This window comes from Tepidibacter mesophilus (genome assembly GCF_002724055.1).
Classification (GTDB): domain Bacteria; phylum Bacillota; class Clostridia; order Peptostreptococcales; family Peptostreptococcaceae; genus Tepidibacter_A; species Tepidibacter_A mesophilus.
This window is the reverse complement of sequence record NZ_BDQY01000015.1, coordinates 25,788-39,221: the sequence shown is the minus strand read 5'-3', so window position 1 is coordinate 39,221 and position 13,434 is coordinate 25,788. Positions and strand designations below refer to the sequence as shown.

General features: G+C 26.9%; 9 protein-coding genes. 7 read left to right on the top strand and 2 right to left on the bottom strand.

Features of this window, described 5'->3' with window-relative positions:
* The first annotated feature begins 11 nt into the window (after positions 1-11).
* The 4 genes from Tmeso_RS10165 (at position 12) to Tmeso_RS10150 (ending at position 6,595) form a co-directional block, all read left to right on the top strand.
* The gene (locus tag Tmeso_RS10165) at positions 12-2,033 is read left to right on the top strand and encodes a hypothetical protein (protein WP_187296309.1); all 2,022 of its coding nucleotides are present in this window, start codon (positions 12-14) and stop codon (positions 2,031-2,033) included.
* 64 nt (positions 2,034-2,097) lie between these two features.
* Positions 2,098-3,723, top strand: a complete 1,626-nt coding sequence (locus Tmeso_RS10160) for a VPA1262 family N-terminal domain-containing protein (RefSeq protein ID WP_099190816.1) — start codon at positions 2,098-2,100, stop codon at positions 3,721-3,723.
* On the top strand, positions 3,720-5,252 hold the full coding sequence (locus tag Tmeso_RS10155) for a hypothetical protein (protein ID WP_099190814.1): 1,533 nt from the start codon (positions 3,720-3,722) through the stop codon (positions 5,250-5,252). The genes Tmeso_RS10160 and Tmeso_RS10155 overlap by 4 nt, the downstream gene beginning before the upstream one ends.
* Positions 5,253-5,962: 710 nt before the next feature.
* Positions 5,963-6,595: a helix-turn-helix domain-containing protein gene (locus Tmeso_RS10150; RefSeq protein ID WP_099190812.1), complete on the top strand. Its 633-nt coding sequence runs from the start codon at positions 5,963-5,965 to the stop codon at positions 6,593-6,595.
* Positions 6,596-7,045: 450 nt separating this feature from the next.
* Here the strand turns inward: Tmeso_RS10150 and Tmeso_RS10145 are convergent, their stop codons facing one another.
* Positions 7,046-7,252: a helix-turn-helix domain-containing protein gene (locus tag Tmeso_RS10145; protein WP_099190810.1), complete on the bottom strand. Its 207-nt coding sequence runs from the start codon at positions 7,250-7,252 to the stop codon at positions 7,046-7,048.
* Between the two features lie 268 nt (positions 7,253-7,520).
* Here Tmeso_RS10145 and Tmeso_RS10140 point away from each other — a divergent pair, with 268 nt between their 5' ends.
* Positions 7,521-9,059: a recombinase family protein gene (locus tag Tmeso_RS10140; protein ID WP_099190808.1), complete on the top strand. Its 1,539-nt coding sequence runs from the start codon at positions 7,521-7,523 to the stop codon at positions 9,057-9,059.
* 283 nt (positions 9,060-9,342) lie between these two features.
* Here Tmeso_RS10140 and Tmeso_RS10130 read toward each other — a convergent pair whose 3' ends face one another.
* Positions 9,343-10,638, bottom strand: a complete 1,296-nt coding sequence (locus tag Tmeso_RS10130; RefSeq protein WP_099190806.1) for a GIY-YIG nuclease family protein — start codon at positions 10,636-10,638, stop codon at positions 9,343-9,345.
* Positions 10,639-11,277: 639 nt separating this feature from the next.
* Here Tmeso_RS10130 and Tmeso_RS17085 point away from each other — a divergent pair.
* Complete coding sequence (locus tag Tmeso_RS17085; protein ID WP_330400341.1) at positions 11,278-11,439, top strand: DUF255 domain-containing protein; 162 nt, start codon at positions 11,278-11,280, stop codon at positions 11,437-11,439.
* A 37-nt stretch (positions 11,440-11,476) separates the two neighbouring features.
* Positions 11,477-13,357, top strand: a complete 1,881-nt coding sequence (locus Tmeso_RS10125) for a thioredoxin domain-containing protein (RefSeq protein ID WP_334293202.1) — start codon at positions 11,477-11,479, stop codon at positions 13,355-13,357.
* Positions 13,358-13,434 lie beyond the last annotated feature (77 nt).

Below are 13,434 nucleotides of genomic sequence, written 5' to 3'. Positions count from 1 at the left end.
ATTTTTGTGCCTTGAGCACAGAAGAAGGAATGATAGTTAATATGTATAAAATATATGGAATATTTAGAGAGTTAGAAAATAATTTATCTGATACATGTAAGTTTCTTACAATATTAAAAGAAACTGTTGATAATTATGGAATTAAAAGTGCAACTAAAGCGTTAAAGACTACAGGTATTGGTATAAATCAATATGGAGAAAAAGGAAGGTACACGGAGCTTTTTAGAAAATCTATTGATTTATTAAAAAAATATGTAGAGAAAGATACTGAGAATGAAAAAATTTTAAATAAATATATCGAGCAAGTGAAGTGTTTGAACTTGCTGTTTTCTGATTTTTATTCAAAAGAAGAATTTGAAATATTAAAAGATATACCAGATGAGTATAAACTATTTTCATTTTTATTGATATTAGAAGCTTGTATAAGGACATTAAACGATATAAAAATTAATAATTCTAGAAATAAAGATAAATATTTATTAAATATAGATATGGGGAGAGCATTTGGAGACTGTAATAAGAATTTGAAAGATTTATCTATTGAAGAATTTACAAGCATGATAGAACATATTATGAGATCATCGTGTAAAGTACTACAAGCCCTTTTATTCCATAAATATTTATATAAAAATAGAAAATTTAAACATTGCATAATTGACAAAGAAATACAGACTGAATATATTATAAATTCAATTAAGCATATTGAGGTAATAGATATAAGAGAGATTGTATTTAACTTATTTGAGCAATGGAAGTTTGATGATTATAGTATAGAAATAAAATCTAATAATCTATTTAAAATATTACCTGTAAACAAAAAGGAATTTTTAAATAAAAATATAGAATTACAACGTTTTGAAAATGAAAGAATTGTAGAAGGGTTCAAAGGATTGAAAAAGAAGATTAAAATTGATGAAAATACTAAACAATTACCCCCTAATGTAGCTTTACATAAAGCTGAGTTAGCAGATATCCACACTTGTGGAACATATTTTTCATCAGAAACGTTAGAAGAAATGTGTAATGGAATACCCTTAAGTCAGTGGATTAGAGCATATTCTATTATAAAGAAGAAAAATGAAGATTTCTTGAATAAAAAAACATTCTCAGAAGAAATGAAACCTAAAGAGTGGTTTCTTATACTAACTATTGATGAGTGGGTTGATGAATTTATGAAATATGGAATAGCTTCTGACAATGCTAGACGTATGATAAATGATTTTATTTTTACTAAAGATTCAATAGATTTATTTGATAGTCCATTTATAAAGTTTGAAGACAATAAAGTGTTGACTATGCCATCATATGCTTGTAGCATTCAAGCTTCAATTTCTTTAATTTCGTTAATGTCGAGAAAAGGATATAACATTGCATTTAAAGGTAGTAACTATGAAAAAGAACTAATTAAGGAATTTAGAGAAAGTGGAATATTTGCTAGTGGAATCAAAAAGAATGACGAACAGGGAAACGAATACGAGTGTGATTTGGCTTTCGTTATAGGAAAAGACCTATTTCTATGTGAGTGCAAGAAAAACTTTCAACCTCTAACACCGAGGAAAAGATTTGAGTTTAAGAATAAAAAGTTAGAGGATATCGCTCAGATAAAACGCATAAGTACGTTTTATGATAGAAACATACATTACGTTAGAGAGGCATTAAAGTTAGGACATGATTGGAAACCAAGACGTGTATATAGGTTTGTAATTTATTCATGTAAGTTAGGAGAAGTTGAAAAAAAGGATGATGTAACTTTAGTAGATGATAGTATATTAATGAATTGTATTTCAAAAAAACTGCCTTCAATAGTTAGAGGAGGGGAAACAAAAAAGGTTATTGTACTAAAAAGCCTTAGTCATGTGTTTGAAGGAAAGATGACAACGCACAAATTATTGACGTACATAGAAAATTCAATGCAAATTAGTTATCAAAAATATCGAACTGATATAGTGGAAAAAGAAATTCCAGTAAATTATTATAATGTTTGTATATTAAGTGCTAATACAACTATTGACAATTTTTATCCTACAAAATAGGGTGAACAAAAACTGTAAGTGTAGGTCAAATAGCAATTCATGTACTATTTGAGGAGGGGAAGAGATGAAGCAAAGTATTATAAATGACTTTAATTTGCTTATTAATCCCAGTAATTTAGGGTTTTATGAAAGCTGTGAAATTTTAACAATATTTTTGTATGATAAAAGAAATAAGAAAACATACAACTTTTACACAAGTGTAGTTTTAGAAGAGAAACCTTTTCAAAACAATAAGGAAACTTTTTTAACAGATAAATTAATAAAAATTAATGAATATGTATCAATGGGAATAATTAAATATTATGAGGACATTGAAAAATGTCGTCAAATGTTTAATATTTTACTTGATGAAAATAAGTGGTCTCATGGAGGAAATGAATTAGAAATAAGTAATTTAGAACCAGTTCCAAAACAGTTTATTAAACCAAATGGAACTCTTGATGTTCCACTTAATTCAATATTAAAAAACAACTATTATAGTGGCTCTTATATATTAGAATTTTTTGATGAAGATAAATATATATTAAATCATTTACTAGATAAGGATGAAATTGATCAATTATGTGTACATGTAAATAACTTGATACCTATTGATTTGGGTTATATTAGAGATAGAATAGGAAATATAATATTTCAATTTCCCAGTAATTTATTAATAATAGACCATAGTTCTTTAGAAAAATGGAACGGTATACATGTGGATAATGGATGGCATACAAAAGTTATTGATAAATCAAACTTTTGTATTAAAGTTTTGAGTGAATTTGATTCTAGTATAATAGGGTTTGGATATAGTAGAGATATTACTAATGCTAGCAATAACATACATTCAGGAAATTCAAACATGAATAATGATATAATAATATTTAATTGTCAAAACCAATTAATAGTAGCTTATTTGTCTGGTAGTTTTATGAAGGGGTTTTCATTTAAAGGTTTTATGTCTACTCAACATTCTGAAAAAAGGATAGTAAAGTATTTTGATAAAGAAGGGAATCTTTTAAATGAAGATCAAATAGAATTACAATCTTTAGGTATTGATTCAGGTAGTGAAAAAAAAGATTATTTTTCGCATATTTCAAATAGAGTTTACGAGAATGAGAAGAAAAAATTGGAAAGGAGTCTATTTTTTGTTCAATACGGTAAAAATGCTAATCAAAGAAATAAAGCATTGCATGATATTAGAACTTTGATTAAAAAACATGGAACATACGGAATTTATTTATGGGACCCTTTTCTTGATTATCAAGATATTGTAAATACGTTATACTATTCAGAAATAAGAGGAGTTAAACTGAGAGCAATAGGCTCTTATGTAAAAAGAACAAAAAAAGTTCATTTAGATTCTGTAAATATAGAAAACAATATTGTAAATAGTAAAAATGACTTTCAACAGTGGAAAGAAACCCAAGAAAATGGGTTTGAAAGTAACAGTAATAACGTAGGTATTAACATGGAGTTTAGATGTCAGCATAGTGAATTTGGATGGAAATTTCATGACAGATTTCTAATATTTCCTTCGAAAAATGGGCGCCCTTTGGCATGGTCATTAGGAACATCTGTCAATTCCATAGGTAAGGAACATCATATTTTACAAAAGGTTGATAATGCGCAAATAATATTAGATGCTTTTGATGAACTTTGGGAAGAGCTAAATAATCCAGAATGCATTGTATGGAGGAAAAAATGAAAAATGAAAATAAATTATATGAAAACTTTATGAGTGAAGTGATTAATTTAAAAAACGATATGTCAATTAAAACTCCCGTTGAGGTATTTTTTAAAGAATTGACTAATAGTGTAAGAAAAAATAGCTTAGAATCAATAGTTATGAACAATAATGAAGTGTTGCAAGATTGTTATGAATTATTAAATCGAGAGCTCTGTTTTATCAACCAATATAAATATAGTTATTTTGATAATAAAATAAAAAAACAGGATATAATTCACGCTAAAAATGTATTGAATAAATTAGTAGATATTATAAATAAGTCTCTAGAGGATATAAATATTATTATAGTGTTTTTATTGGTAATCAGTTATTTTGATATTGATTTTAGCGACCTAATTAGTAAATCTGATTTTGATGAGAGTCAAATAAAGGTTGTTTCTACGAAATTGAAAAACTTACTAGGAAACCTTCAATTAAAGGTTTCTAAATACGATGATTTACCTTATTCTGAAAGACAATTTATTGATGAGTATATAATTGGATTAGAAGAAAATAACATCAATAAAGTATATAACCTTATAGATGCATTGGAAAGAGGACGTGATATCTATTTTGGAGGAATAAATAATAGATTGATTGAGTTTCTTTATTTTATAGATTATGATGCACTTATTGATATTATTAAATGTAAAGAGAAACCTGTAGACATTAAGTTTTATTTGTCTTCTCTAAACTTAGAGGAACAACTTAAATTGGGACTAGATGATAGAATTAATAATAAATGGATTTTATTTGAGGTTATCAGACAAATATTGTCTGAGTATAAAAACAAAGAAATGCCTGAAAATTATATAGAAAAAATAGCTAATATACTAGAGCGAATTTCTATTGTAGAGGAACAATTTTTTATACAGTCTCTTACTTATTATAAAAAATTTATAGATTTTCATAAAGCTTTGGGGATTACATTGTCAAGACTAGATAAGTCTTTTATTGAAATATATGCTAACTCTATTGAGGTTACACAATATAAACATTCAATAGAAGATAATAAACAATTCTTGATATACTTAGATAAGTATTCGATAGGTAGTGATAAGGTTAATTTGTTTTGTAAAATAATATATGAAAAGTGGGAACAACTTAATGAGAAAGTATTAACAGAAGGACAGTATTTAAATGAAATTCTTTATAGTAGTTGTTTAAATTCAGTAATAACATATTTAATTGTTGAGTTAAAAGATGTTGATGAGGCACATCGAAAATTAGAAGATGCTATAAATAATTTATTAAAATCAAGATATGTTTGGAAAGATAATTTTAGCGTAGAGACCACACATTTTTTTATTTACATTACTAAATTATATTTTCTTAGTATTGTATTTAGAGAAAATAATTTTGTATTTACTGATAGACGAGATTTAAAAAAGAAGATGGATGGATATTTGCTAGATGAAAGAACGTGGATACTTTACTTTAGAAGTAATCAAATTCCTCAAATTATTACTGAAATATATGATTGTTTAAGTATTGAAAGAACGTTTTAAAGCTTTTCGAATGTATAGACAACCAGTAGAGTCAATCCAAACAACATTTAGTTACCTAGCATATGATTATTAAATTTATTTGTTCAAATATATAATATTATATTTGAGGATACCGTCGCACTATATTTTTTAAGATTTGATTACATACAACAGTCAACACACGTGGAGTGAGTGGTAAAGCTATATCGTAAGTAATTAAATTATGAAGGTTAGGTAATTTTTGATATGTCTGAAAAATTAAATTTTATTTAAGAGCTGAAGTTTAAAAATCATATCTTTATATTAGAGTATTAATATTTAGACAGTTATCCATAATAGGTAGCTGTCTTTTTATATAGTAACAGATACTCCATTGATGAATGGAACACTAAACTCATCAAATATAAACGTAATCCTAATAATACCTACATAATAGGTATTATTAGGATTACGTTTTTTGTAAATATTGTATTATGTACTTCCCTAGTTGATTTTATTTTCATCAAATTTAGTTTTCTTTGTTTTTAGTAAAGCTTATAATTTTTTATTAGAACGACTTATTTAAAAATAATAATATTATTAATGCAACAAAACACACGTTAGGATCGACCTTTAGCATGTAAGAGGTAATTACCCTTAAATAGATTGTGGACGGTACATGTAAAAGGTTAGCCACGTTCACCATATAGTAAGGGAAATTATACAATTAATATAATTTAGGAGGCGTTACTATGAAACAAAATAAAGAAATCTCAAAAAATAAAGGATGGAATTATATGCAGGAACTAGCACAGAACAATGAGTTGATAGAGAACCATACACTTTATACACCTATACCTCATAAAATATCAAGATGCTTAAATCTAGGCAGTACACCAAAAATAATACTGTTTGATTTAGTGAGTTATATGGGGAATAAATATTATAGTTATCCATCAATTGATGATATAGCTTTAAATTGTGGAATGAGCCATGTAACAGTACAAGCTAACATGAAAGAGCTAGAAGCAAAGAAATTCCTCATTGTTAAGAGAAGGCGTAACAATACATACTATTTGCCTGATGGACTTGAGTTGAATCCGTATATTCTACTATCAGAAGTATTACATGGATTTAGAGGTACAATAAGTAAAACAGGGTTATTATCAGACAGACAAAGCAATGAGTTTATAAGAAGTATTTTAAAAAGTAATATTTACATTGAAAAATTGAATTTACTTTGTAAAGAATATAAAAGCTATTTGGGAATGCAACAGTTTTATAACAATATAAATGGGTTAACAATTTTTCAAGAAATACTCGGTCAATTCAGTGAAGCGGTGACAGAAGAATTTAACAGGGAATATCCTGAAATAGTATTATAAGAAATAAGCTATCCACTGATAACCTAAAATAGAAATTTTAAAGGAGGATATTATAGAAGTCCTGAAGTACAAAATTTACATGTTAGAACTAAAACTAATTTCTTTATGATTGTTGGATATTTTGTTATTAATTTCGGTAGGTGCTACCTAGATATCGTGGTGATGGAGAAAAATAGAATTTGATATATAACAAAAAAATTCAAAAAATAGCAAAAATAATTTGCGTTAAGTAGTCGAAATTGCTCTATTGAAGTGATGAACGAAAAAAAATTTCAGTTGTAAAAGAATATTTCGCTATATCGAAAAAAATATTTTTTAAAACGAAAGAAAATATAAAAGTAACTCATAAAACATGACACTAATAATATTCAATAATAAAAATCATATAAAAAGAAAATAGAATCATTTAATCAGAGTCACGCTTCCGCCTGAGGCGGCGGATAGGATTTATCAGTCATTTTCCATAACTATAAGGTCATGTAAATGGACATCAAGAGTTTTACAAAGCTGGTCTAGTGTTTCATAATACACAGATTTAGATTTTTCAGAACAAAGATGGCTAATAGTAGCAGGACGAGTATCCATCATTCTTGCTAATTCTCTTTGAGATACTCCCTTTTCTTCTAAGATTTCTTTTAATCGAAGTTTTACAGGCAAAAGAGTCCCTCCTTTCAATAGTTTCGGTTAAGAGTAGTAAGTAGACATTTTTTATAAGTTTACTATATATTAAAAAAAACTTGAATGCAACGGTATTCCGTAATATAATTATGATACGGAATACCGTTATATATGTAAATTTAAATAACATAAGGATAAGGGTTAAAGAAAGACGAAGAGCGTTATAATCTCAATACTTGTTGTTAGCATATGGCAAAAGTTATTGTTTATAAAAAACTAAAAAACGCTATAAAGGAGAGGGGATGTAATGGAAAGGGAAATTAATAATGTAGTTATATATTTAAGAAAATCAAGAGGAGATGATATGACTGTATTAGATAATCATAAACTTGAGTTGGTTGAGTATGCGAATAAAAATGGCTGGAAATACAATGTATTTGAGGAAGTGGTAAGTGGAGAGAGGTTAGCAAATAGACCAAAAATGCAGAAAGTATTAGACTTAATAGAGCAGGGGTTATATGATGGTATATTAGTAATGGATATAGATAGATTAACAAGGGGGAATATGCGAGAATTGGGAGAGATAATAGAGGTAATAAATTATGCTAATATACCTATAATAACTCCTACAAAAACTTATGATGTTAGTGATATAGGAGAAAATGCATTATTAGGAATCAAAGGTACATTTTCGCATATGGAGTTAAAAAAAATTATAGAGCGACTTATTAATGGAAAAAAGGCAGGAGCTAAAAAAGGTAATTGGACAAATGGAACTCCGCCATATCCATATGAATATATTAAAAAGGTTTCAATTGATGCAAAGGGAAAAGAGCAAATTTGGGGTAAACTAGTAGTAAATGAAGAAAAACGTAAAGTATATGAATCAATTAAGGATATGTATCTATCAGGTACTCATGGGTTTGAGGCTATATCGTTTTACCTTAATAATCAAAACATATCTTCACCGAACAGTAAGCTATGGAGCAGTAATACAGTACAGAGAATACTATTACATGAGTTGCACATGGGTATTGTTACTTATGGAAAAAATGAATGGAGAAAAGATAGAGAAGGACGTAAAAAGGTTATTAAACAAAGAGATAAGAGTGAATGGAGCACAGGCGTAGGTGAGCATGAAAAGTTAAAAACGGAAGATGAGCATAAAAAAATACTAGAAATTATGAATAGAAATCAAAAGATACCTAGAAAGAGTAGAAAAGGTACATTTGCATTAAGTGGATTAGTATACTGTAAAAAATGTGGTAAGCGTATGAGAATAGTAATAGGAAAAGAAGATAAAAGAGGATATAGAGCTAAATATTTACAATGTACTTATAAAGATCCTTATGGGAATAAGTGTGTGCAAAGAGGTGTGAAATTATCAGAAGAGTTATTTGATGTATTATATAGTAATGTAATAAACAATTACTTGATAGATGATAAACTAACAGAGATGGAGAAAAGTTCAAAAGAAATAGATGTTAATAAAGTGTTATTAATCCAAAAGAAAAACTACTTAAGTAAGAATGAGAAAAAACTAGAGAGAATAATGGAAGCTTATGAAAAGGGAGTATATACTTTAGAACAGTTTTTAAATCGAAAAGAACCAGTAGAGAAAGATATTGAAAAACTGAAAAATGAAGTTATTAATTTGGAAGAAGAAATAGGGAAAATAAGAATATTAAATACAGATGAATTAGAGGATAGAATAAAATATTTTAAAAATAATTGGAATAAAGCTACTACTCCAAAAGAACAAAATGACTTATTAAAAGCTATAGTAAATAAAATCTATTATAACAGGCAAGATGATGAAGTTGATTTAGAGATAATTTATTTATGATATCTCTTTATTTTTTTGTATTATATTATTGAAAATTGAATTTATGGAGGTGATATTATACATCAAAACAGAAAGCCTAATAGAATTATAAATGAAAAAAGTACTTATCTTTTGCAGTATGCGTATAATTTACTACATTAGCATAGCTGGAGTGAAGAAGCCTTCGAAATGGATAGAAAAGAGTATAAACCCATATTCTTGTTCATTAGGAGGATAAGTAGTAACCTTTTTAACTTCATCCTGTTTAATATTAACTAGCTACATCCACTTGTGACGATATTTATTAAATTACATTGTCTTGCCAATTATGTATTAGTGAATTAAATTCATGTATATATGTATTTAAATTACTAATATATATTGGTTTAAGCTGTATGATAATCATTTCCTTACCATTAGTATCGTTTTTATGCTCTATAAAAGTTTGTACAAGTTCTTCTAATAGTACTGCTTGGTTAAACATTAGCATACAAAATGTTATAGTTTTATCTATATGTTTTTGTTCTGTATATTCACATAAATTAAAATATATATTTTCTCCTTTAATAATATCTTCTAATGATAATGAAATTCGATTTAATTCTTTTCTATATTCATTATGGACTTCTTTTACTTTCTTATCATTATAATGTTTATAATGAGTTGGTTTTTTCAGAAAAATTTCTGCTTCTTTAAATCTTTTATGGATTCTCTTTATTGAATCTAAAAATGAATTTTTCACTACTTTGTTTAGCGTTGGGGTATTTTCTTTAAAATTAAGTTTATATCTTAATTTTTCAATATGCTTATTACTTTCATACATTTCCTTGTTGTATTTTTCTTCTATTTCTTGTATCTTCTCATTGTTTTTTTGATATAATGAGGTATTTAATTTATTACTATTATCTAGTTTGTATTTTAAATGTTCATTTTCAATTTCTAAATTTTTAATTTTGTCTTGTAAATGTTTATTTTCAATTTCTAAACTTTCAATTTTAGATGTTAAACTAAGATATTGGTTAAAATTATCTTTGTTTTTTTGGTCTTTCAAAGAAATAATTTTTTCTTTTAATTTTTTATTTTCCTCTACCTGCCAATAAAGCCTAGATTGTAATGTGTCATTTTTTCTTTTAAAGCTATTTACACAACTTCTATCTACAATAAGTTCTCTAAAGCCACCTTTGAATAAATTAACATCAAAGCTAATTATGTTATCTATATTAGAATATCGCCCACATTCTTCATACTTATTTCTAATATTATGTGAAAAAGCTCTTAATTTATTAATGCTCTCATATCCTTCTTCTGTTAAATATCTAATAAAACTATATTCAATAAAATTTAGTTCGCTATCAAAATCTATAATATTATCAAAATTCATATCATCAATAGTAAATATATATAGACCTGTAGCTATATCATTAGCTAATGTTGTTATCTGATTATTGTGGCTTCCACGTAAATGTGACCTTATTCTATCAAAAATACAGTTAGATGACATTCCAACATAAAACTTTTTGGTATGTCTATTAATGAAGATATATATTCCAGGTTCCTCTAGCTTTATATAATGAATAAACTTTTGTACTGATGTACCCATGTAACTTTCACCCTCTTATCCAGATTATCATAATAGTTTGTATATCTATTTATATATATAGTTATTATTAACTTTTATTTACCAACTTATAACAATTATAATCTAATGAAGAAATTCTATAAGTATTGAAGTAGCCTGTTAAGACAAAAAAAAGAAAAATTATTATTTATATATTTTTAGAAATTGGGGCATTTGTTCTAAGTATTTTTTGTATTTATAAATGTTTATTTAAGAGTTATAAGAATCTAACATAAAAGATGATATAGAAGGTGTAAAAAAAGTTGATTGTAGTGAACTGATAGAAGAGGTGGATTATACTATTGAAAATTTTGATACTCTGAATACAGAATAAAATAATTTTAAGTTAAAATTTATTATCAACGATATATTGTGGCATACAGAAGAAGATTGTGATGTATTAGATGCAAGAATAGGAATAGAGTTCAAAAAATATAACTTCAATAGTGAGGATAGAGATTATGGAAATAAATCTATTTAGACATTATAAATTATTAATATTTATCTTTAGCAGGTATTAGCCTGCTATTTTTTTTGATTACAATATATACAAATATAATATAATATGTTTTTTAATTATGGGTATTATAAGGATGAATATAATCTTAGGGAGGTGATATTATGAATCCAAACAGAAAGCCCAATAGACTTATAAATGAAAAAAGTCCTTATCTTTTACAGCATGCTTATAATCCAGTAGATTGGCATAGCTGGAGTGAAGAAGCCTTTGAAAAGGCTAGAAAAGAGGATAAACCAATATTCTTGTCTATTGGGTACTCTTGAGGACTTACAAATATCTACATGTCATTGGTGTCATGTTATGGAAAGAGAAAGTTTCGAAGATAATGACGTTGCAGATATTCTTAACAAATATTTTATTTCAATAAAGGTAGATAGAGAAGAAAGGCCAGATATTGATTCTATATATATGTCATTTTGTCAGACCTTAACAGGACAGGGAGGATGGCCTCTTACTATTATTATGACACCACAAAAAAGACCTTTTTATGCAGGAACATACTTTCCTAAAGAAAGTAAATATGGAAGACCTGGTCTAATAGATATATTGGAAGAAGTTTTAAATATATGGAGTGAAAAAAGAGAAGATGTTGAAAAATCTAGTCAACATATTTATAGTGTAGTTTCGGAATCATTATTTACAAATGAAAAAAGTGAGATGCCAAAGAATGTTATAAATGATATATTTGGTGAAATGAAGGATATGTTTGATAATATATATGGAGGGTTTGGGAATGCACCAAAATTTCCAACTACTCATAATCTTTCATTTTTATTAAGGTATTATAAAGCTACAGGAAAAAAAGAAGCATTAGAAATTGTTGAAAAAACATTAGACAGTATGTACAAAGGAGGTATTTTCGATCATATAGGATTTGGTTTTTCCAGGTACTCTACAGATCAAAAATGGTTAGTACCTCATTTTGAAAAAATGTTGTATGACAATGCATTAATTGCTATTGCATATTTAGAAGCATATCAACTGACACGAAACAATAGATATAAAGAAATTGTAGATAAAATATTTACTTATGTTATTAGAGATATGACTTCGGGAGAAGGTGGGTTTTATTCTGCAGAAGACGCAGATTCAGAGGGAGAAGAAGGCAAGTTTTATGTATGGAGCGTAGAAGAAATAGAGTTAGTTTTGGGACGAGAATATAAAGAATTATTCTGTAAGTATTATGATATAACAGAGGAGGGGAATTTTGAAGGAAAGAGTATACCGAATTTAATAAATACTTCTTTAGATAAAATTGAGAATAATATAGAGTTGAAAGGGAAATTAGATAAATGTATAGATAAATTATTTAGATATAGGCTAGATAGAATACATCCTCATAAAGATGATAAAATATTAACTTCTTGGAATGGGTTAATGATTGCTGCCATGGCATATGGAGGAAGGGTTCTAAATAATTTAGATTATATTAACGCCTCAAAAAAAGCAGCTGACTTTGTATTAAATAATTTAAAAAGAGAAGATGGTAGATTATTAGCAAGATATAGAGATGGTGAAGCAGCTCATATAGGGACAATTGATGATTATGCATTTATGATTTGGGGATTAATAGAATTGTATGAAACAACTTTTGATATATTATATCTTCAAAATGCTATAGACTTAAATAATGATATGATAACTTTATTTTGGGATGAAAATGAAGGTGGATTATTTATAACTGGGAAAGACAGTGAAGAATTAGTCATAAGGCCAAAAGAAATCTATGATGGAGCTACTCCTTCAGGCAATTCTGTAGCTACTATGAACATGTTAAGATTAGCAAAACTTACAGGAAATGCAGAATTAGAGGAAAAAGCTATGCTACAATTTAATGTATTCAGTGGAAAGGTTCAGGAAAATCCAAGCTCATATAGTTATTTCATCATCGCATTTCTATTTGCTAACATAGCTACAAAGGAAGTTATTATAGCAGGAGATAGAGGGAATAAAGATACACAAAATATGTTGAGGAATATCAATGATAGTTTTTTACCATTCACAACTTTTATCCTCAATGATGAAAATCCAGAGTTATATAATCAAGTACCTTTTATAAAGAATCAAGGTATGATTGATGATAAAACAACAGCTTATGTATGTGAAGATTTTTCATGTAACAAACCTACTTCAGATGTAGAACATTTTATAAAATTATTAAACGATGCTAATTATCTATAATATAAATTTCAGTTAAGTATAAAAAATCAGGTAGACTAACTCACCTGATTTTTTATATTAATTATAATATATCTACT